Origin of the sequence: Variovorax sp. PAMC28562 (assembly GCF_014303735.1) — a bacterium.
Lineage (GTDB): Bacteria > Pseudomonadota > Gammaproteobacteria > Burkholderiales > Burkholderiaceae_C > Variovorax.
This window is the reverse complement of sequence record NZ_CP060296.1, coordinates 1655751-1677594: the sequence shown is the minus strand read 5'-3', so window position 1 is coordinate 1677594 and position 21844 is coordinate 1655751. Positions and strand designations below refer to the sequence as shown.

The 21844-nt window shown below is 61.6% G+C and carries 19 protein-coding genes; 3 read left to right on the top strand and 16 right to left on the bottom strand.

The window, feature by feature from the left end; translation table 11 throughout:
* Nucleotides 1-22: 22 nt before the first annotated feature.
* From H7F36_RS07990 to H7F36_RS07950, 9 genes are all read right to left on the bottom strand, one after another.
* Nucleotides 23-1081: a maleylacetate reductase gene (locus H7F36_RS07990; RefSeq protein ID WP_187054164.1), complete on the bottom strand. Its 1059-nt coding sequence runs from the start codon at nt 1079-1081 to the stop codon at nt 23-25.
* A 26-nt stretch (nt 1082-1107) separates the two neighbouring features.
* Complete coding sequence (locus tag H7F36_RS07985) at nt 1108-1992, bottom strand: NAD(P)-dependent oxidoreductase (RefSeq protein ID WP_187054163.1); 885 nt, start codon at nt 1990-1992, stop codon at nt 1108-1110.
* A gap of 76 nt (nt 1993-2068) precedes the next feature.
* On the bottom strand, nt 2069-3139 hold the full coding sequence (locus tag H7F36_RS07980) for an SDR family oxidoreductase (RefSeq protein ID WP_187054162.1): 1071 nt from the start codon (nt 3137-3139) through the stop codon (nt 2069-2071).
* Between the two features lie 14 nt (nt 3140-3153).
* A complete protein-coding gene (locus tag H7F36_RS07975) occupies nt 3154-3441 on the bottom strand; it encodes a YciI family protein (protein ID WP_187054161.1) in 288 nt (95 codons plus the stop codon).
* Between the two features lie 62 nt (nt 3442-3503).
* Nucleotides 3504-4574: a zinc-binding dehydrogenase gene (locus H7F36_RS07970; protein WP_187054160.1), complete on the bottom strand. Its 1071-nt coding sequence runs from the start codon at nt 4572-4574 to the stop codon at nt 3504-3506.
* Between the two features lie 38 nt (nt 4575-4612).
* Nucleotides 4613-5488 (bottom strand): ABC transporter permease, encoded by an 876-nt coding sequence (locus H7F36_RS07965; protein WP_261802623.1) that lies wholly within the window; start codon nt 5486-5488, stop codon nt 4613-4615.
* 124 nt (nt 5489-5612) lie between these two features.
* The gene (locus H7F36_RS07960; RefSeq protein WP_261802533.1) at nt 5613-6614 is read right to left on the bottom strand and encodes an ABC transporter permease; all 1002 of its coding nucleotides are present in this window, start codon (nt 6612-6614) and stop codon (nt 5613-5615) included.
* Nucleotides 6611-8119: a sugar ABC transporter ATP-binding protein gene (locus H7F36_RS07955; RefSeq protein ID WP_187054158.1), complete on the bottom strand. Its 1509-nt coding sequence runs from the start codon at nt 8117-8119 to the stop codon at nt 6611-6613. The genes H7F36_RS07960 and H7F36_RS07955 overlap by 4 nt, the downstream gene beginning before the upstream one ends.
* Nucleotides 8120-8209: 90 nt before the next feature.
* Complete coding sequence (locus tag H7F36_RS07950; protein WP_187054157.1) at nt 8210-9340, bottom strand: ABC transporter substrate-binding protein; 1131 nt, start codon at nt 9338-9340, stop codon at nt 8210-8212.
* Between the two features lie 195 nt (nt 9341-9535).
* Between H7F36_RS07950 and H7F36_RS07945 the strand changes: the two genes are divergently transcribed.
* A complete protein-coding gene (locus H7F36_RS07945; protein WP_187054156.1) occupies nt 9536-11251 on the top strand; it encodes an extracellular solute-binding protein in 1716 nt (571 codons plus the stop codon).
* A gap of 114 nt (nt 11252-11365) precedes the next feature.
* Here H7F36_RS07945 and kdpE read toward each other — a convergent pair whose 3' ends face one another.
* Nucleotides 11366-12079, bottom strand: coding sequence for a two-component system response regulator KdpE (gene kdpE, locus H7F36_RS07940; protein ID WP_187054155.1), 714 nt, complete (start codon nt 12077-12079; stop codon nt 11366-11368).
* Complete coding sequence (locus H7F36_RS07935; RefSeq protein ID WP_187054154.1) at nt 12076-14871, bottom strand: DUF4118 domain-containing protein; 2796 nt, start codon at nt 14869-14871, stop codon at nt 12076-12078. The genes kdpE and H7F36_RS07935 overlap by 4 nt, the downstream gene beginning before the upstream one ends.
* Nucleotides 14872-15058: 187 nt before the next feature.
* On the opposite strand from H7F36_RS07935, the gene H7F36_RS07930 reads away from it, so the two are divergent.
* A complete protein-coding gene (locus H7F36_RS07930) occupies nt 15059-15571 on the top strand; it encodes a PAAR domain-containing protein (protein ID WP_261802532.1) in 513 nt (170 codons plus the stop codon).
* 1 nt (nt 15572) lies between these two features.
* Nucleotides 15573-16292, top strand: coding sequence for an alpha/beta hydrolase (locus H7F36_RS07925; RefSeq protein WP_261802531.1), 720 nt, complete (start codon nt 15573-15575; stop codon nt 16290-16292).
* A 7-nt stretch (nt 16293-16299) separates the two neighbouring features.
* On the opposite strand, the gene H7F36_RS07920 is transcribed toward H7F36_RS07925, so the two are convergent.
* The 5 genes from H7F36_RS07920 to kdpA form a co-directional block, all read right to left on the bottom strand.
* Nucleotides 16300-16866, bottom strand: a complete 567-nt coding sequence (locus tag H7F36_RS07920; RefSeq protein WP_187055165.1) for a hypothetical protein — start codon at nt 16864-16866, stop codon at nt 16300-16302.
* Nucleotides 16856-17215 (bottom strand): hypothetical protein, encoded by a 360-nt coding sequence (locus H7F36_RS07915; protein WP_187054152.1) that lies wholly within the window; start codon nt 17213-17215, stop codon nt 16856-16858. The genes H7F36_RS07920 and H7F36_RS07915 overlap by 11 nt, the downstream gene beginning before the upstream one ends.
* Nucleotides 17216-17227: 12 nt before the next feature.
* Nucleotides 17228-17800, bottom strand: a complete 573-nt coding sequence (gene kdpC / locus H7F36_RS07910; RefSeq protein WP_187054151.1) for a potassium-transporting ATPase subunit KdpC — start codon at nt 17798-17800, stop codon at nt 17228-17230.
* A 22-nt stretch (nt 17801-17822) separates the two neighbouring features.
* Nucleotides 17823-19916 (bottom strand): potassium-transporting ATPase subunit KdpB, encoded by a 2094-nt coding sequence (kdpB, locus tag H7F36_RS07905; protein WP_187054150.1) that lies wholly within the window; start codon nt 19914-19916, stop codon nt 17823-17825.
* A gap of 125 nt (nt 19917-20041) precedes the next feature.
* On the bottom strand, nt 20042-21844 hold the full coding sequence (kdpA, locus tag H7F36_RS07900; RefSeq protein WP_187054149.1) for a potassium-transporting ATPase subunit KdpA: 1803 nt from the start codon (nt 21842-21844) through the stop codon (nt 20042-20044).

The window sequence follows — 21844 nt, the reverse complement described above, 5'->3', positions numbered from 1 at the left end:
TCGTGAAGATTTAAAAACCGGACTACAACGGTGGCGAGCCATCGAAGGCACGTTGCAAAAGCTTGCGTATTGCCAACTCTTCCAGTGGTCGGGGGTTCGGATAGCGCTGTTCGAATACCAGACTGGTGGCTTGGTCGAGGTCCGCCTCACGCATGCCGATCTCGCGCAGGCTGAGCGGCGCACCGGCTTTTTTTGCCAACGCGAACAACTGGCTCGACGCAGTGCCTGCTCCACCCAAAGCCGCAGCAATCCGTGCAGCGATGTCAGGAACCATGGGCTCGTTGTACGCAAGTGCGTGGGGCAAGATGACGCTATGTACTTCGGCATGCGGTAAGTTGAAGCTGCCCCCAAGCGTATGGCAGAGCTTGTGATGCAGTCCCATTCCAGAATTGCCAAGGACCGTGCCGCACAACCAAGCTCCCTGCAATGCCTGTGACCTGAACACGGGATCCGACGGCGCGGTCACGAGCCCAGCGATGGCTACCGCCATCGCTCGAATACCTTCTTCGGCCATCAGGCTGATCACCGGGTTGCCATCGCTCGCGTACATTCCCTCGACTGCATGAGCGATGGCGTTCAAACCACTCGTGACCGTCAGTCCAATCGGTAATTCCCGAGACAATTCGGGATCGTAGATAACCGAACGTGCCAGGACCTTGGGATCGCGGCCTGTGAGCTTGCGACCCTGCTCCGTCAGGCCGTAGATCGGCGTCATCTCGCTGCCGGCGTAAGTCGTAGGAATGGCAATGAAAGGCAGGTTGCGCTTGAGCGCCAATGCCTTCGCTAAACCGATGGTCGAACCGCCGCCGATCGCTACAGCAAGGTCCGCATCAACCCGCTCGGCGACCGCGATGGCATCCGCCACGGTCTCGGTCGGCACGTGCATCACCGCTTGGTCAAAGGTGGCGACGGCCTGCTGACCGAGCAGCGTTGAGACACGTTGCGCGTGTTCTAGCTGTTGCGGCGTGCAAAGCACTAAAACTCGTTTAGCACCCAAGGCTGAAACCTCGTCTGGCAAGCGAGCTAACTCACCGTCGCCAAATCGAACTCTAGGCAGTCTGGCATCGAAAATAAAGCGCATCGTGAAGCAATGTTCTATTACACAAATTAGACGGCAGACGAATCCATTGCAGCCGCCTGTTCGACGACCTTGATGACATACGCGTAGTCATCCTCGGCACCACCTTGGGCTGCAGCGCTCGCCAGCCACTGCGCGGCAGTCGCGGTCAGGCCCAACGGGACGTTCAATCCGGCTCCTGCATCCAGGATCAAGCCAACGTCCTTGCGCATCTGTTGTACTGTGAAGGTGGGACTGAAATCGCGTCGACCGAGCATCGCTGCCTTGGCCTTGACGATCGGTGAAGCAACCGCACTCGCCGAAATGACCTGCCACATGTCGTTCCAATCAAGACCACCCTTCCGACCTAGCGTCAGGGCTTCAGCCAACATGCCAGAGGTCAGCATGATCATCAAGTTGATCACCAGCTTCATCAGTCGCGCTTGCTCGGCATCACCCAGGTAGAAGCAAGTCGCTCCCCAGGAATTGAAAATAGCGCGCGCTTCGTCAAAGGTCTCCCGCGGGCCGGAGACCATCACGGTTAACTGCGCAGCTTCTGCCATGTGGTTGTTGCCCGAAACCGTACAACGCAGGTAGGCAATACCTGCTGCACTCAAGACTGTCGCCACCCGGGCCGACGCCTCGATCGAAACTGTGCTGGTGTCGATGTAGACCGAGCCGGCACGCGCACTTGCCGCGATCACGCGGGCCGTCTCCTCGAGCGCGTCGTCGTTCGGCAATGAGGAGACGATGGTGGCGCATTCAGTGACGAGGCGCAAAGCACTCTCTGCAATACGCAAACCGGCGGCCTGCGCGGCCAAATTACGATCCGCGACAAGGTCGAAGCCGCTGATTGAATGACCATTGGCAGCAAGATGACGTGCCATTGGCAGTCCCATCTTGCCAAGGCCGAGAAATCCTATGTCTTTATTCATGGGTAGGTCGCTTCTTGTGTGCAAAGGCGGTCAGGCCGGACACATGGGTTGGAAATGTCGATCGCTGCGACAGGGCTCACGGAATGATCCGGTTTCCACGCAACAGCACGAACAGTTCGCGGAAGGATTGCGCAGTGTCATGGTGCTCGCCAAACCCCGCTGCGCGACTCTTGGTCATGCTGTTGAAACATTCAACATCGCGACCAAGATCACCGTCGGTGTGCCACCAAGAGGCCAGGCGGTCGAGTGCGTGAGGTTGCAGCCCGTACTTCTTGACCATGTCGTCCCAGACCGGGCCGCTGGTGGCCATCTGTTGTGCGAGTGGCATGGGTTGTGACGGGAATCCTCCATTCACGAGACCAAACTCTTCAGCTAATGTGGCCCACATTTGCCGCCAGCGGAACAGATCGCCGTTGACGACGTTGAAGGCTTCGTCTCGCCCAGCCTCGCAAGTCGAGGCCCAAGTCAAATGCCGAGCCAACAGGCGCGCATCGGTCATGTCGGTGACTGCCTCGTACTGCTGGCGCGATCCGGGGAACACGAAGGCTTGCCCGGTTTCCTTGCAGATCGAGGCATAGATGGCCAGCGTCACGCCCATGTTCATCGCATTGCCAAGCGCGTAGCCGACGATCGTGTGGGGGCGATGCACGCTCCAGCCAAAGCCGTGGGTTGCGGCTTGTGCGAACAGGATGTCCTCCTGGGTGTAGTAGAAGTTCTCGCCAGGCAAACGTGGCCTGTCTTCTGTAAACGGTGTGTCGGGCTTTGAAGCACCATAGGATTCGAACGGGCCAAGGTAGTGTTTGGTGCCGGTGACCAACGCTGCATGCCGCAGTGACCGCGCAGGCGCTACTGCATCCAGTACGTTTGCCAGCATGGCGCCATTGGCCTTGATGTTCTCTGCTTCCGTATCTCGCCGAGTCCACGTGGTGAAGTAGAGGTGCGTCGGCCTCAGACCAGATAAGGCCTGCAAGGTGGCGTTGCGGTCCAGCAGATCGACGGTGATGGGCGTCACGCCGGTCGTGGTGGCCAGGGAGTTTCGTGCAACGCCGGTGACTTTCCAATCCCCGAGATTGATCAGATGAGAAGCGAGATTGCCGCCAACAACGCCGGTGTGGCCGATGACGAGTGCATGTTTGTGATGAGACATTGATGACCTTTAGTTCAATCGCGGTTATCGACGCGTTTGAGGAAGACGTGAATCGAAACATCACGCCATACGCCCGCAGCAAAGAACGGATCGTTGCGGTGGAACGCGAGGACGTCGTCCTTGCTGTCCGCTTCGAGGAGGAAGCAACTCCCCTTCATAGTCACACCGTCATCGGCGGTGAGTGGCCCGGAGATCACAGTCTTGACTTTCGCCTGAGCCAAATAAGCCTTGTGAGCCTCGTAGTTTGCGAGTCGAATCGGAAGAGCGTTTTCGTGATCAACGCAGTGGACGATGAAATGCATGATTGTTCTGGAGAAGGTTGTCGATGAATTGACGAAAGCTATTTGAAGTGACGGCTTGAGCGCTAACTGACGGAAACGAGTACCTTCATTTCGTTGCCTGTCGGATCAAGCAGTGCGTCAAAGCCTTTGGAGACGATGTCATCCATTGCGATCTGTGCGGTCACGACTTTCTCAACCGGGAAAACGCCGCTTTCGATCATCGAGGCGATTCGGGACCAGCTGCTGGTGGGGTAGCACCATGTGGCTTCGATCGTGATGTCCTTCAAGGCCCACTTCATCGGATCGACCAGCGCAAGGCGCGAGTGCAGACCGGCTTGCACCACAACGCCTTGGCGTCGCACCGCACCGATGCAAGCGTTTAACGACGCCTCCGAGCCGCCGCACTCGATGGCCGCATCAACGCCGACTCCTTCTTCGGTCTGGTCCCGTATGAACTCTTCCAGGTTCGTCGTTGTCGGGTTGACGGGAATGCAAGCTGGTACCAGCTCACGAGCACGGGCCAACCGATTGGGATTGACCTCGGAAACGAAAATCTTGCTCGCTCCTGCAGCCTTTGCTCCCAGCAAGCAAAGCGCCCCGATGGGGCCCATGCCAGAGATCAAGACAGTCGACCCGATGGTGACGCGCCCTCGGTCAAGCGCGTAGACGGCCACTGCGGCAGGCTCGATCAACGCGCCCTGAACATCACTGACTTTGTCCGAGATCTTTACGGCGTTGTAGCCCTTCACGACGGCCTGCTGGCCTAGACCACCCCAAGCCCATGACAACCCAACGCAGGCCATGCACGGGCTCAGATGAAACAAACCCCGGCGACCGAAATAGTCGTCGCGCGGTGATATCAGCGGTTGCACCGAGATCCGGTCGCCAGCATGAACGTGCTTGATTTCCTTGCCCACATCGAGCACGAGTGCCGAAAACTCGTGACCGAGAATCTGGGGATTGGTCGCTCCCGTGTAGATGTGCGGCGTTGTCGGCGTGACGATTGCGCCAGAGACGTATTCGTGAAGATCGGTGCCGCAGATACCGCAAACCAACGGCTTGATCAGCACATCATCGGCTGCCAATGGTGACGTGGGCCCACTGACCTCCTCGACTCGAATGTCCTTTTGACCGTGGAAGCGAACTGCCTTCATGAGGTTTCCTCAGTGTGTGAATTGAATTGGATCGCGCTTCAGCGCGTACCCTTGGATTTGACGATGTAGAGCGCCGCTGCGAGCACGATGATGAAACCCTTCATCACCAACTGCACATGGATGGGCATGCCCAAAATGACGACAGCGTTGGACAGCACTACGAGAATGGCGGCGCCCATCAGCGCACCTAACGCAGTGCCCTTCCCACCGGACAAGGCGACACCGCCCATGACTGCAGCGACGATCGAATCGAGTTCGAAGTTCTTTCCCACCCAGTTGTCGACAACGCTGACATAGCCGGAAAGGACCAACCCCGCCAACGCAGCCAAGGCACCCGACAACACATAGGCGGAGATCGTCACCCGATCCACCGTGATGCCGACGAGTTGGGCCGCTCTTGGGCTCCCACCAGTCAGGTAAATTCGCCGCCCGAAAGTGGTGACGTGCAGCAGGATGTACGCGAGCGCCGCAACAGCCAGGAGCACGATGACATTGTTTGGAATACCGGCAGTGACGCCCGAACCAATCGATCGAAGGAGCGGTGGCACGTTGCCGGAAGGCGCTCCTTGCGTGTAGGCATTGCGAGCGCCCTGAAGCACGATCATGGTCGCTAGCGTCGCCAGAAACGGGCTGACGTTGCGCTTCGTCACAAGCAGGCCGTTGATTGCGCCGACGAGAGCACCCAAGCCCAGCGCTGTTGGGAGGATCCAGACGAGGTCTGCATCGAGCCCGGAAAATGAGGTCGCTACAACCGCGGAAGTCGCCATCACGGACGCAACCGACAGATCCAGACCACGCACCAGAATTACCAACATCTGCCCGATCACCACAATGCCGAGCGGCGCGAACTGCAAAAGCATGTTTCCCAGGTTGCTGGCAGTCAACAGCGCGGGCGCTGCTATTGCGGCCGCCACCAAAAGTATTGCGCCTACCAAGGCAAGCACGTTGCTTCGCAGTAAGCGCGTCACGCGCGACGTCAGGTCGGAGCGGCGGCCGGTAACAGCGACTGCCGGAATAGAAGGATTCATTCGGTTCACCTTAGCTGCGCTTTGCGTGACTGTTGGTAAATGAAGAGACCGCGACCACTACAACAAGGCCTTGGATAACCAGTTGATAGTGACTGGAGACATCCATGAAATTCAGCAAATTGTTCAACAGTGCGATCAGGTAGACACCGAGCAGCGTGCCGATGACTCCACCTCGGCCGCCTGCGAGCACCGTGCCTCCGATGACAACTGGCGTGATCGATGCAAGCGTGTAGTTCGCACCCGTATAGGGTTGGCCGACACCAAAGCGACTCACCACGTAGAGCGCAGTAACCGCCGCGCAGAGACCACAGAACCCATAGGCGACGACCAAGACTCGACGCACCGGCAAGCCCAGCAATGCAGCAGCGTGGGGGTCTCCGCCCACCGCGTACACGTACCGACCGTGGCGCGTTCGTCGCAGCACGAACGCAGCCAACAAAAAGAAAAGCAGCGTGAGGGAAGCCCCTACCGGAAGCCCCCAGATACGGCCGTACGCAAAATCCTCGAACCCCGGTGGAACAGACCCGGCCGCATCGCTTGAATAGAGCAACGTAATGCCTTGCAATATTGCCCCGGTACCGAGTGTCACGATCAAGGGGTGAACACCAAGCCAGATCGTCAACAACCCGTTCAGCATGCCGATGAGAAGGCCGAGTAACAGCACGCCACCGATCACCACCGCGACCCGTTCGGGGTGCCCGTCGATCAGGCCGGAGGTCAACACGGACAGCAAGCTGATGAGTGAACCGACCGACAAGTCAATTCCGCCAGTGAGTATCACGGCGGTCTGACCCAGACTCACCAGCGCAAGACCAACGGACTGCTCGTAAACGTTTTGGAAATTGCCCACGTCGCGGAAACGTGCGTTGAAAAATGAACCGATAACTGCCAGGAGAAGCAGCAACGCAACGACGGCCAATAGTCGTGCGTGGCCGCGTACCCACACGGGCATCCAATTCTGTCTCCGCGCAGCATTCACCTGCAGCAGAGGAGCAACCACACTCATGTTCATACCGCCTCCTTCCGCGTCGCGCCACCAGAGCGGGTTGCCAGCGTCATGATCGAGTGCTCATTGATCTCTGCGCCGTGCAACTCGCCTGTTATGCGTCCATCGCGCATCACGACGACTCGGTCGGCCATGCCGACGACCTCTGGCAATTCAGAGCTGATCATCAGGATGGCCAAGCCGCGATTTGCTGCGTCTTGCATCATTCGATAGATATCGGCTTTAGCGCCAACATCGACACCGCGCGTAGGCTCATCCAGGATGAGTACACGCTTTGCCCGGCGCGCCCATCGGGCAAGGAGCACTTTCTGCTGATTTCCGCCGGACATCTCGGCGACTGGTGTGTGCGGGCCACGACACGCCACTCGGTATTCGCTGATGGCGTCGTGCGCGATCTTCGATTCCAACGTTTTATCGAGGACCCCGTGACGTGTGATTTCTTGCAAGTTAGCAGCGCTCAAATTTGCTGCCACGTCGAGCTGCATTGCCAAACCTTCCTTTTTTCGATCCTCGGTCAGGAGTCCGATGCCGAGGTCCATGGCTTTGGCAGGAGTCATCCGGTCGTGCGTCTGACCGTCCACGCAAATCGTTCCACGGTCCAGTGCGTTGCCGCCAAAGATGGCCATTGCCAACTCGGTACGGCCCGACCCAATCATTCCGGCCAGCGCCGTGATCTCGCCAGCGCGCAGCTCAAGACTGCACCCGCGCACAAGCTCACCCGACCACACGTCGATTGCCTGCAACACCACTGGCAGTGACTCACCGAGTTCGCGTCGTGGCGGGTAAAGATCCGCCAGTGGCCGACCCACCATCATGGCAACAAGCTGCTTCTGATCAAGTTCGGACGTGAGCCGCGAACCGACAAGTTGGCCATCCTTGATGACGGTGACGTCATCACACAGTTCAAAAATCTCTTCGAGGCGGTGTGAAACATAGATGACCGCCACCCCCTCGTCCCGCAACTGGCGCAATCGCTTGAAAAGCAGTTCGACTTCGCGACCAGAAATGACGGCGGTCGGCTCATCCAGCACAAGCAGTTTGACCTTGTGGGCCAACGCCTTCGCGATTTCGACCATCTGCTGGTCAGCAACCGAAAGCGCGCTCACAGGCGTCGACGGATCAATTTCGACCCCAAGTTTCGAAAGCAATTCGCTTGCCATGGCAAGCATCCGCTTGGGACGCAATAGACCACCTGGACTTACCCGGGGGTCGCCAATAAAGATGTTCTCGGCCACACTGAGTTCAGGAAACTGAACGAACTCCTGGTAGATCACGTGAACACCACGCGCTTTGGCTTCGCCGGGCGATTTCCAACGGATCTCCTCGCCATCGAAGCGAATCGACCCCGACTCCACAGGTATGACGCCGGCAGTGACCTTTATGAGGGTCGATTTGCCCGCACCGTTTTCCCCAACGAGTGCGTGGATTCGGCCTGCCGCCGCCCGGAGCGAGACACCTTTCAGGACATCCACAGAGCCAAAGCTCTTTCTGATCTCTACGAGTTCGAGCATGTATCGTTCCAGAATCTATGTGATCTCGCCATGGTCACGAACCAGAGAAATGCTGCGCCCCTTGGTCCGCAGCACTTTCCACCGCGTCACTCACTTCGGGTAGTCAACCTTGTAAGTCGTCGGGTTGTAGTCCTTACCCATTCCGCCAGTCACGAGCAAGTTGGCAGCGCCGTTAGGTGAGACCATCTCTTTGAACGAAAGATCAGGCTTGATTGAGGCCGTGCCCTTGCCGTCTGTCGTGGCGATCTGTGCGTTGATCTCGTAGTTGCATGGCACCGGCGCTCCCTTCAGCACCTCGAGCGCAGCGTTGATCGCCGCCCCACCCATCGCAGGCGGATATCCGATTTCAAGCATCGGAATGTTGTGCTTCAACGCCAGCTGCATCGGACCGTTCAGGTCGGCCGTCGTGTGCATCGGAATCTCGCCATCCTTGAATCCAGCTTCAATGAACGCCTCGATCGATCCGGAGACCTGCAATCCGTGGGCAGCCCAAACAGCATTGATGGACTTGCCGTATTTGCTGATCGCGGCGGCCATCACCTGCTTGCCCTTTACCGGACTCCAGTCGGAGTAGACGGTGTCGAGTATCTTGATACCTGGGTTTTGTGCAAATACTTGCTTTGCCGCCTTAATTCGGTTCTCGCTAGGACTCGAACCCGCCTGTCCGGCCAGGATCACGACGTTACCGGTGCCATTCAATCGCTCCACGATCCACTGCGCCCAGAGCCGTCCCATCATCGCGTCCGATGCAGTGACGAACGTGACGAAGTTGTCCGACGCGATTCTTCGGTCCATCATCACGACGGGGATACCCTTTTTCATTGCGCTAGTGACGACGGGGTCGAGGGCCTTCTGTGTGTTGGCACTTACGATCAGCAGGTCGACGCCGCGCGACATCAAGTCCTGAATGTCGGCTACCTGCTTCGCGTCGTCATTGCCGGCGTCAGTGATCAACAGATGCGCGATCTCGGCTTTGTGCTCGGCCGCAGCGCGCTGAAGCGAGTGCAGCATGACGACGCGCCAAGAGTCACCCAGCCCCGCGTTGGAAAAGCCGATCGTGTAAGGCCCCTTCTTTTTGTACACCGCGGTGTCCTTGAAGCACACCTCAAGAGCTGGATTGAAGAGGAACGTCCGAGGCGCTCCCTTGTACTCGTCTGCGTGGACTGCCAAGGCCGAGAAAAGGGCAAGGGTGGCGCAGCAAAGCGCAATTGAAGTTTTCATTTTGTCTCTTTCATTGGATTTAGTACCCTTGAACGACGCACCGTCGGTCAAAGGACGTCTCTATGGAATCGGCGCGAACATCCGAGTGGCCGTCAGCGCAACCGGAGACTAAAGGACCGCACAGAGACGCACAACTGCGAAAAAGTCCACAATGGATAATTCCAGGAACAACCCTTAGACCGCGACGTTGACCAAATGAACGACATTGAATTGCTGCGCGTCGTTGATTTCATTACCCACACCCGGCAACCCTTCGTCGAACTCGTGGCAGGCGCCGAGGTAGACGCGTCGTGGACGATTACGAGTCATCTGATCCGCGCCGGGTTGCTGCAGGAGCCTCTTTCGATCACACAACTTATTCAGGTGTCGGGACTTCCTTATGGCACGGCCACCCGACGGATCCAGAGACTGATTGAATCTGGCTTGATCAACAAGGTCGCAGCTGGTGAGTTGGGCAAGTCGTACCTGCTGCAAGCCAGTTCCGTGCTTCGGGAATCGTTTATCCAGTACGCACAGCGCATCAAGGCCTTATTGGCGGAGGCCATGGGACAGCGTCTCGACACCGGCAGTGATGAGCACTATCACTTCGGCGACCTTCATACCTCGATCGCTGATCGGTTACCCCCAGAAACCTTGAGACTGCGCTTGGCAAGCGAAGGCAAAGGACTGACGTTCCTGTTCGCGGAGGACAACTATTTCACATCCCTGCGAGACCTCTGGACCGATTTCCGAGCCAACGCTGGCTCGCGTGAAGACTTCACCTTGCTCAAGTTGCCAGAGCTGTACGACACGCTGTTGAGCAACGCCACGCTTCCAGAGTCGACCGTCGACATCGTGGCTCTGAACTTCCCGTGGCTATCAGAGTTTGCCGATAAGGAACTGATCGCCCCACTCGACGAGGCTATCGAGGAAGGGGTGATCTCGGGACACGACTTCCACCCGACAGTCTGGGAGACCGGTGCTTGGCAAGCGCGACAGTACGGTGTGCCGCTCTACCTCACCGTGGAAACCGTCGCTGCACGACGCGATCTGTTCTCCGATGCGAACCTGCCCTACCCAAGAACATTGAAAGAGCTGCTCGATGCCGCGCGCCGACTTCACGCGCCCCGGCGAGGCCGCTACGGCCTGTCATGGAATGGCGCTCGCGGCATGCCCATCGCGACCGCATTCATGTTTCTATTGGATGCGCATGGAGGTGCGGTGTTGACGAGAGGAAGAACTGAAGCAGTTGGTAGCGGAGCAAACCCGGATCAGTGGCGCGCCAGCCTCGATTCTGACGCCGCCGTAGAAACGTTGAAATTCATGCGCGAGCTATTGACGGTGTCCGCTCCCGAAGTGCTGATGTACGACTGGAATCGCAGCATGAATGAATTTATGGTGGGAAAGTCGGCCATGTGTTATCTCTGGAGCATGCGGGCAGCACGCTTCGAGTTCGATCTGGCGTCGAAGGTCAAGGGATTGGTCCACTATCTGCCACACCCCAACATCAGCGGAGTTCGTTGTTCATCGCCGATCGGTGGATTCTTGCTTGCGGTGCCGAGCAACTTGCCACAGGAGCGCGCGAAGTTGGCGGTGCAAGCTATCAAATGGATGACATCTGCGGGGTCGATGCGAAACCAGATTCGCAATGGCTTTCCTGTTGCGCCACTGTTCAGTGTCAGTTCCGATCCGGAGATGCGTGCCACTTCCCCAATCGTCGGCTTTGTGGATCGACTTGCAAAACAAGGACTTCTGAGTAATTCAATGCGCCCATTGACACCTGTATACACGCGCATTGAAGAAGTTCTCGGTGAGGAGGTGCATGCGGCCCTCACCAATTCTGTTTCTGACAACGTCGCACTGGCGCGTGCGCAGTCCAGGACAGAAGCGCTTCTCGAAGCCTCGGTTCGATGGGATCGATACGAGTCTTGAAAGTTAGCCGTCCAAGTAGGTGCTGAGGTGAAGATTCAGCAATGTCATCGAAAAATGGTCCGACTTGAAAGTTTGATCATCTTGTTCCGCGAAGCACCAGACCTAGAGCTAGACCTAAACCACCAACCGATACCCCACAGCCGTCTCAGTCAACAAATGCCGTGGCTGCGCCGGATCGGCCTCCAGCTTCTGCCGCAGATGCCCCATGTAGATGCGCAAGTAATGGCTCTGGTCGGAATGCGACGGACCCCACACCTCGCGCAGCAACTGCCGCTGCGTGATCACGCGGCCGACGTTCGCGACCAGCACGGTCAGCAGGCGGTATTCGGTGGGCGTCAGATGCACTTCGGCACCCGCGCGCCGGACCAGCCGTGCGGCCCTGTCGACCTCGATTTCGCCGAACCGAAACAGCGCCTCGGGCTCGTCGCTACCTGCACTCCCCGCACGCAGCCGGCGCAGGTTGGCTCGCACGCGCGCCAGCAGTTCGCCAGTGCCAAAGGGCTTGGTGAGGTAGTCGTCGGCACCGGCGTCGAGTGCGGCGATCTTGTCGGCCTCATCGGTGCGGGCCGACAGCACGATGATCGGCACGCCCGACCAGCCGCGCACATCGCGGATCAACGTCACGCCATCGCCGTCGGGCAGGCCGAGGTCGAGCACCAGCAGGTCGGGCTGGCGCGTGCCGGCGGCGGCCAGGCCATCGCGCAGCGTCGCGGCTTCGTGCACCAGCCAGCCTTCCGTTTCCAACGCGCCCCGCACGAAGCGGCGAATCTGCGGCTCGTCTTCGATCACGATGGCGGTGGGTTGCAGGGGACGAGGCGTGGTGCTCATGACGATGGCAGTTCGGGCAGTGCTGGCGGCGCACGGCGCGGCAGGGTGACGGTGAATTCTGCGCCACCACCTTCGGCATCAGTGACCGCATTCATCGCAGCGATGTCACCCCCATGCGCACTCACCACCGCCTTGCAAATCGCCAGGCCCAGCCCGACACCCGGCGTGGCCGACTCGGCCTGGCCGCGGGTGAATTTGTCGAACAGCGTTTGCTCGTTGCCGTGCAGGGCGGCGGGCAAACCGGGGCCGTGATCGCGCACCGTCAGCACCAGCGAAACGGGCGTGACGGCGGCGCTAACGACCACCGGCTGCGCGCCGTACTTGACGGCGTTCTCGAGCAGGTTGACCAGCACGCGCTCAATCAGCACCGCATCGAATTCGACCAGCGGCAGGTCGGGCGCCAGCGCGGTCTGCACCGGCCAGTCGCCGAGCGCGGGTCGTGCCGCCCGTATGGCCGAGCCGATCACTTCTTCGACCGACTGCCAATCGCGCCGCAAATTGACGGCGCCACCACCGCTCTCCAGCCGCGCCATGTCCAGCAGGTTGTTGACCAACGCATGCAGTTGGCGCGCCTGCGCGACGATGGCGCGGGCAGCCTCGGCATGCTGGTCGGGCGGCAAGGTTTGCAGCGACTCGGCCAGCGCGATCAACGCCGTCAGTGGGGTGCGGACGTCGTGCGAAATGGCGCCGAGCAAGGCGTTGCGCAGGCGCTCGGATTCCATCTCGACCACCGCCCCCTGCGCGACCTCGACGTAGTGCACGCGCTCCAGCGCGATCGCGATCTGCCGCGCCAGCGTAGCGAGCTGTTGCGCCTGCTCGGGGATGAGCAGCCAGCGCGGTCGCGCGGGTTCGAGCGCGAGCACGCCGCGCACCCGCATCGGCGCCTTCAGCGGCACGTAGTGCCAGGGCTGCGCGGCCAGCGTGGCGGTCGCAAGGCCAGCCGGCTGGCCTTGCCGAAACGCCCAGTCGGCCACGCTCGCGTCGAAGCCGGGCGGCGGCGCCAGCGGGCGCACCAGCTGGTCGGTCGCGTCGGTCACCAACACGAGAGCCCGACCGCCGAAATGGCGTTGCACCGCAGCGGCGCCGAGCGCCACCACCTGCGTGCTTTCCAGCGCGGCCGACAGTTCGCGCGTGAGCTCGAACAGCGACTGCGCGCGCCGCTCGCGGCTGGTCGACACGCCCACTGCGAAGCGCAAGCCCGCGGTCAACTGGCCGATCAGCAGGCCAACGCCCAGCATCACCGCGAAGGTCACGACGTACTGCACGTCGCTGACCGCGAAGGAATGCCGTGGCGGCACGAAGAAGTAGTCGAACGCCGCCACGTTGAGCAGCGCCGCCAAGGCCGAAGGGCCGCGACCGAAGCGCATCGCGATGCCCACCACGCCCAGCAGAAAAAGCATGACGATGTTGGTCAGTTCCAGCACGCCGAGCAGCGGCGTCGCGACCAAGGTGATCGCCACACTGCTCGCCGCTGCCAGCGCATAGCCGGGCCATTGGGCGCGCGGCCGGTCGGCATCGTCGTCGTCATCGGCCGCGTCGTTTCTTTCGCTGCCATCGTCGCGGTCGCCGTTCCCAGCCCGGTGGCCGAGGCCGAGGGGCGCGCAGGCCAGTCGGCGCGTGCTGTCGGCACGTCCGACTTCAACGATGTCGAGCGCCGGCGCCTGCTCGGCCAATGAAAGCGCCAACGCGGGCTGAAGCCACATGCGAGACACCAGGAGGCGCCATCCTGTCGCGGCCTCGGGTCGGCCAATGACCATCGTGGCGCAGTTCAGCCGCTGCGCTTCGGCCGTCAGCTGCTGCGCGATGTCGGCGCCGGTGAGCACCGCTGTCGCGGCACCGAGTTCTTCGGCCAGCTTGAGCACCGCGAGGATGCGGTCGCGCTGCGCCGCGTCGAGCCGTTGCAGCCGCGGCGTTTCGACATACGCGGCGTGCCAGCGCACGTTGAGCTGGCCGGCCAGTCGCGCGGCGGTGCGCACGGTCTGCGCAGAGCCTTCGTGCGGACCGACGCAAGCGAGGATGGCGCCCGAGGTGTTCCACGCCTGCAGCGCGGTCGCACCGGACTGCTCCACGCGCCAGCCGCGCATGTCGTCTTCGACGTGCTCGGCGGTGCGTCGCAACGCGATCTCGCGCAACGCGATCAGGTTGCCCTTGCGAAAGAAGTTCTTCGCCGCGCGCTCGGCCTGCTGGGGCAAATAGACCTTGCCGGCTGCCAGTCGCGCAGTGAGCTCGTCGGGCGTGACGTCGACCAGCACCACCTCGTCGGCTTCGTCGAGCACGGTGTCGGGCACGGTCTCGTGCACGCGCACGCCGGTGATGGCGCCGACCGTGCCGTTCAGGCTTTCCAGGTGCTGCACGTTGAGGGCAGACCAGACCTCGATGCCGGCGGCCAGCAGCTCCTGCACGTCTTGCCAGCGCTTGGCATGGCGCGACCCGGGCGCGTTGGTGTGGGCCAGTTCGTCGACCAGCAGCACCGCGGGCTTGCGCTCCAGCGCGGCGTCGAGGTCGAACTCGGGGAGCGTGCGGTCGCGGTACGGCAACTGCTTGAGCGGCAGCGTGTCGAGCCCGACCAGCAGCGCCGCGGTCTCGCTGCGACCATGCGTTTCGACCACGCCGATCATCACGTCGCGGCCCGCCGTGCGCTCGCGTTGTGCGGCGCTCAGCATCGCCCAGGTCTTGCCGACACCGGCACTGGCGCCGAAGTAGATGCGCAGCTTGCCGCGCCTGGCGCGCGCCTCGTCGTTGCGCATCTGCGCGATCAATGCGTCGGGGTCGGGGCGGGTGTGGTCTTGCATTAGGAACTTTTTAACAAAACCGGGTGGCTGCAACCGCTGACGCAAATTTCTTTGGTGCTAGTCTGCTTTCCGCCATACATCGCGGTATCCGTTTCATACGGCAAACCCGAGAGGCTTCGTCGAAAACAGCAGGCCAGCACGCTGGCCAAGGGAGGTACTGACCATGGCAGAACGGCCAATCATTTGCGTGGGCGACACCACGACACACAAAGGCACCGTCATCGAGGGATTCGAGGGTTTCGATGTCTACGGGCGGCGGGCCTCCGGCGTCGGGCACAAGGTGCGCTGCCCCATATGCCCCGGCATCCACACCATCATCGAAGGCGCTGAGGAGCGCACCGTCAACGGGGTGCGAATCGCGCTGGAAGGAATGCTCACCTCTTGCGGCGCTACGCTCATCGCGTTGCAAAGCAACGCCCGAAGCGAGATCGGCAGCAACGCAGCTGCCAGGATCGCATTCGGACTTGGAACGCAGGCGATAGCCGAGGATCACGACTCGAAAGCACCTGAGAAGAAATACGACCAACACTTTCACGTTCTCGATGAAGGGACGGGCGAACCACTCAGGCATCGTCGCTACAGACTTACCGTTGACGGGTTGACGTTCGAAGGCGTCACCGACAGCGATGGCAAGACACAGCGAGTCAGCGCGGCGCATGCGCTGAGCGCCGAGTTGGAAGTTCTGCCGGAGGGTGAATAGAGTGAGCACCCCGCACTACGGGTTCAATCCCATTCATTCGAGCGTGTCCCCGCTGACGCTCAAGAGCGATACGGCGCCGGTCAAGGTCTATGTGAAGAAGCCGCGTGGCACGCTGTATTGGGGTGGGGCGGGCTTGAACGGTGACTACATAAAGCCGCAGTTGGCGGCATTTCAAGCGGTGGGTATCAAGAACGTGAGCGTTGGTCTCACCAACACCGCTGGCGCGAACATGCCCAACTTCGCAAAGGACTCGGGCGGCACATTCCTCGACGCATTCAGAGCCGGTCTGCTCATTCGCTACGAGGACAGCGATGACTGGGTACTGACAAGCGGCATGGACGCGAAAGAAGGCCAGTTCAATATGCTCGGCTATTCCTATGGCTCGCTGCTCGCGGCTCAGACTGCCAACTTCTACGCAAACAAAGGGCACATCGTCGATCACCTCGTACTGATCGGTTCGCCCATCGATAAAGACTTCCTTGCAAAGCTGCGCGCCAACAAAAACATCAAGAGCGTGGTCGTCATAGACCTCACCGATAGGGGCGACTTGCTTCATGCAGGAATGACACAGCTTGAAATTGCGCAAGCAATTCCCACGCTGGGAAGGCAGTTCGGTTCGAAGAATGCAGAAGGCCATTTTTACTACGCGCAAGTCGTCAAGGACTCACCCGCAAGATGGAAAGCACTGGCACAACGGATTTTCGATGCTGGCGTCCGATAAACACGGGTCACTTTGGCCAAGCCGTATTGCCGGGATTGCGATCGCCACGACCATTGCGCCAATGCTGTGGTCGGTGGTCGCCTATCCCATCAACAAAGGGACCGTTTACGTCGGATCGATTACGTTGTTCACGGGCATATCGCTGCTCGCTTGGATTCTGACGAGCCTTGCGGGCTTCGGGGTGGCGCTCTGGACCCAGTTCAAGCGGCCGTTCATCAGGCAGCGTGCATGGTTCGCATTGCTCGCAGGAGAGTTTTTCTATGTCGCTGGGTTCATGTGCCTTGGGGCCGTCGTGAGCCGAGTCTTGGATGGACATTGGAGCGTCGATTTTTCGAGCGTGTTGATCTTGAGCGTTTCGGTGATCGGATGCGCATGGGGCACCAGAGCAGCGCTTCGTCGACGCGAACGCAAATAGCTCGCTTCTGCCCTTTTCGTCTCTGGTCATGTGCTTCTTGTGCCTGTGCCGCCTTGCGGTGCGCGACAGCACGAACCAGGCGAACAACAGCGGCACCATCAACGCCGCCAGGGCCAGCAGCCCGTGCCAGAGGTCCTGCACCAAGGTGCTATCGGCCATCGCGCAACCCGCAGCGCGCGAGGTGCTCGCGCCAGCTCACCAAGCGGCCGATTTCACCGGAAGGCACGCACTCGATCAAACGGTGCAGCAGCTCGGTGTAGCGGGTGATCGGCAAGCGAATCATCAGGCGCACGCGGGGCGCAACGCTCTCTTGCGTGCCGTCGTCGTGCAGCAGCGGCTCGCACCGGACCACGCCGGTGTCGTCGACCTGCGCGACGTTACGCCGAACGCAGGCGGCATCTGCGCAGGCGACGGTCACGTCGAGCACGCAGAACGCGGTCGCGTTGCGGGGCGTGGCATGCGAGATTCGCGGGACACCATTGTTCTCTCGATAAGCGGCATAGGCCATGACAGGTGCTCCTCACTTGGCGGCGTCGAGCGCCATGTTGAGTGCCAGCACGTTGACACGCGCCTCGCCCAAAAAGCCCCACAGCGCGCCTTCGGTGTGCGAGGCGACCAGTTGCTCGACTTGCGCCGGTTGCAGGCCGCGCTCACGTGCCACGCGGGCCGCCTGGTAGCTCGCGGCAGCCGGACTGATGTGTGGGTCGAGCCCGCTGGCCGATGCGGTCACCAGATCGACCGGCACCGGCGCGGTATTGCCAGGATCGGCAGCACGCAGAGCCTCGACGCGACCCTTGACCGCATCGACCAGCGCCGGGTTGAGCGGGCCCTGGTTGGAGCCGCCCGAAGCCGCGCCGTTGTAGGTCATCGGCGAGGTGGCCGACGGGCGTCCCCAGAAGTGCTTGGGGTCGCTGAAGTTCTGGCCGATGAGCGTCGAGCCGATGACCACGCCGTCGCGTTCGACGATGCTGCCCGCCGCCTGCACCGGGAACACCGCCTTGACGGCGCCGGTCACGACCAGCGGATAGAGCAGCCCGGTAAGGGCGCTGAGCAAGACGAACAGAACCAGCGCGGGACGAAGAATGTTTTTCATGATGATGAGTCCTGGAGACGCTTTAGACGAGGTGCACGGCAACGAGGATCCAGTCGATCAGCTTGATGCCGACGAAGGGCACGATGAGGCCGCCGAGGCCATAGATCGCGAGGTTGCGGCGCAGCAGCGCAGCGGCGCCGACGGGCCGGTAGCGCACGCCCTTGAGCGCCAGCGGGATCAGGAAGACGATGACCAGCGCGTTGAAGATCACCGCCGACAGGATGGCCGACGACGGGCTGGCGAGCCGCATCACGTTGAGCGCACCGAGCTGCGGATAGGTCGACACGAAGATCGCCGGGATGATGGCAAAGTACTTCGCCACGTCGTTCGCAATGGAGAACGTGGTGAGCGAGCCGCGCGTCATCAGCAAGGCCTTGCCGGTCTCCACCACTTCGAGCAGCTTGGTCGGATTGGAGTCGAGGTCGACCATGTTGGCGGCCTCTTTCGCGGCCTGCGTGCCGCTGCCCATCGCCACCGCCACGTCGGCTTGCGCCAGTGCCGGTGCATCGTTGGTGCCGTCGCCGGTCATCGCGACCAGCCGGCCGTCGGCCTGGTACTGGCGAATGAGCGCGAGCTTGTCTTCCGGCGTGGCTTCGGCCAGAAAGTCGTCGACGCCGGCTTCGGCCGCGATGGCAGCCGCAGTGAGCTTGTTGTCGCCGGTGATCATCACCGTCTTGATGCCCATGCGGCGCAGCTCGGCAAAGCGCTCCTTGATGCCGGTCTTGACGATGTCCTTCAGCTCGACGATGCCCAGCACATGGTTGCCTTCGGACACGGCCAGCGGCGTGCTGCCACGACGCGACACTTCTTCGGATGCGCGCAGCACATCGGGCGGCATCGTGCCGCCGAGCGCTTCCACGTACTTCTGCACCGCGTGCACCGCGCCCTTGCGCATGGCGATGGTGTCGACGTCGAGGCTGTTGGCCGCTGCCGGAAGGTCGGCGCCGCTCATGCGCGTTTGCGCGGTAAAGGGCACGAAGGTCGCGCCTTCGACGCCGGCATCCGACACGTTCTGGCGGCGTGCCAGCTCGACGATGCTGCGGCCTTCGGGCGTGTCGTCGGCCAGCGAGGCGACGACTGCGGCGCGGGCCAGCCGCTCGGGCCGGACACCGGCAGCCGGCAGGAAAGCGCTGGCCTGGCGGTTGCCGTGCGTGATGGTGCCGGTCTTGTCGAGCAACAGCACGTCGACGTCGCCGGCGGCCTCCACCGCGCGGCCCGAAGTGGCGATGACGTTGGCTTGCATCATCCGGCTCATGCCGGCCACGCCGACCGCCGACAGCAGGCCGCCGATGGTCGTCGGGATCAGGCACACCAGCAGCGCGACCAACGCGGTGAGCGACACCACCGTGCCGGTACCGGCCGCGGCCACGCTGAACACCGAGTACGGCAGCAGCGTGACGGTGACCATCAGGAACACCAGCGTGAGCGCCACCAGCAGGATGGTGAGGGCGACCTCGTTCGGCGTCTTCTGGCGCTTGGCAGCCTCGACCATGCCGATCATGCGGTCGAGAAACGACTCACCGGGGTTGACCGAGATGCGCACCACCAGCCAGTCGGACAGCACGCGTGTGCCACCGGTCACAGCCGAGAAGTCGCCGCCCGATTCGCGCACCACGGGTGCCGATTCGCCGGTGATGGCGCTTTCGTCGACCGAGGCCACGCCTTCGATGACTTCACCATCGAGCGGCACCACGTCGCCGCTCTCGATGAGCACGACGTCACCCTTGCGCAGGTTGGGCGCCTGCTCGGGCAGGAAGGCCGCGCCGTAGTGCGGCTGCTGCAGCTTCTTGGCCCAGGTGTCCTTGCGCAAACCGCGCAAGGAAGCGGCTTGCGCCTTGCTGCGGCCTTCGGCCAACGCTTCGGCGAAGTTGGCGAAGAGCACGGTGAACCAGAGCCAGATCGACACGGCCAGCACGAACGCCGGCGGCATGCCGGTGTCACCCGGAAATGTCAGCGCATGCAGCCAGAGCAGCGTCGTCAGGATGCTGCCGATGTAGACGATGAACATCACCGGGTTGCGCCATTGCACGCGCGGACTCAGCTTGGTCACCGACGACCACAGTGCGGGCTTGATGAGCGCACCATCGAAGAGAGAAAGGGAAGATCGGATTTGCATATCAATTGTCCATGAGGTCTTTTCCAGGAACACCGCGGAACTGGCTTTGCCAGGCTGCTGGTGTTGCCCCCGGTCAGGGGGTGGAAGTCGCGACACGCAGTGCGCAGCGACCTGGGGGCGAGCCTTTATTTCCAGAGCATGAGGTGCTCGACCATCGGCCCAAGCGCGAGCGCAGGCACGTAGTTGAGCAAGCCGACCAGCAGCACGGTGCCGATCAGCAAAGTCACGAACAGCGGCCCGTGCGTGGGCATCGTTCCGGCGGTCACCGGCAGGCGCTTCTTGGCAGCGAGCGCACCCGCGATGGCGAGCACCGGGACGATCACGCCGAAGCGGCCGAACCACATAGCGACCGCGAGCAGCCCGTTGTAGAAAGGCGTGTTGGCCGAAAGCCCGGCAAAGGCGCTGCCGTTGTTGTTGCCCGCCGATGTCAGCGCATACAGGATTTCCGAGAAACCGTGCGCGCCAGGGTTGGCGATGCCGGCCTTGCCATCTGCTGCGATGACCGCGATGGCGGTGCCTGCGAGCACCAGCATCGGCGTGACCAGAATGGCGATAGAGGTGAGCTTCATCTCGTGCGCCTCGATCTTCTTGCCGAGGTATTCAGGCGTGCGACCGATCATCAGGCCGGCGATGAACACTGCGAGGATCGCGAAGATCAGCATGCTGTACAGGCCGGTGCCGACGCCGCCGAAGACGACTTCACCGAGCTGCATCATCACCATCGGCACCATGCCGCCGAGCGGCGTGAGCGAGTCGTGCATCGCGTTGACGGCACCGCAAGATGCGGCGGTGGTGATCACGGCGAACAGCGACGACGCATCGAGGCCGAAGCGCGTTTCCTTTCCTTCCATGTTGCCGCCGACCTGCATCGCACTCGATGCCTGGTCGACCCCGAGCGAGGTCAGCAAAGGGTTACCCGCATGTTCGGCCGGAATCATGACCAGCACGCCGATGACGAACAACACCGTCATCGTAGCGAGCACGGCGAAGCCCTGGCGTCGGTCACCGACGACGCGGCCGAAGGTGAAGCACAGTCCCGCCGGGATCAGGAAGATCGCCAGCATCTCCACGAGGTTGGAAAACGCGGTCGGGTTCTCGTACGGGTGCGCCGAATTGGCGTTGAAGAAGCCGCCACCGTTGGTGCCGAGCATCTTGATGGCTTCTTGCGAAGCGACCGGACCCATGGCGAGCGTTTGCGTGGTGGTCTTCGCGTCTTCGAGCACCGGAGCGCCAGCGGCGTCCTTGACGGGCTGACCGCCGGCGTCGAGCTTGGGCTGTTGGTAAGCCTGTGCTTCGATCGTCGTCGCGGTCTTGTAAGCGTCGAAGTTCTGGATGACGCCCTGGCCTGCGAGCACCATCGCGATGACGAACGAGATCGGCAGCAACAGCCACACTGTGATGCGCGTCAGGTCGACCCAGAAGTTGCCGACCAGCCCCTTGCCGTCGGTGCGCCGCGCCGCGAAGCCGCGTGCCAGCGCGAAGGCGACGGCGATGCCGGTGGCCGCCGACAGAAAGTTCTGCACCGTGAGGCCGAGCATCTGCGTGAGATAGCTCATGGTCGACTCGCCGGCGTAGCCCTGCCAGTTGGTGTTGCTCACGAAGCTGATCGCCGTGTTGAACGACGAATCCGGCGACACCGCGGCCATGCCTGCCGGGTTCAACGGCAGCGCGGCCTGCAGGCGCTGCAAGCCGTAGACGAAGATCGCGCCGAGAGTGTTGAAAGCAACCAGCGCCAGCGCATAGGTGCGCCAGTGCATCGACTGGTCAGGCGACGTACCCGCCACCGCGTACAACGGCGCTTCGACGCGCTGCATCCAACGCGGCAAGCGGCTGTCGCACATCGCGGCCATGAAGCGGCCTAGCGGCCAAGCCAGCACGCCCAGCAAAACGAGAAAGACCACCAGCAGGGTCCATGCGGAGGTGGTCAT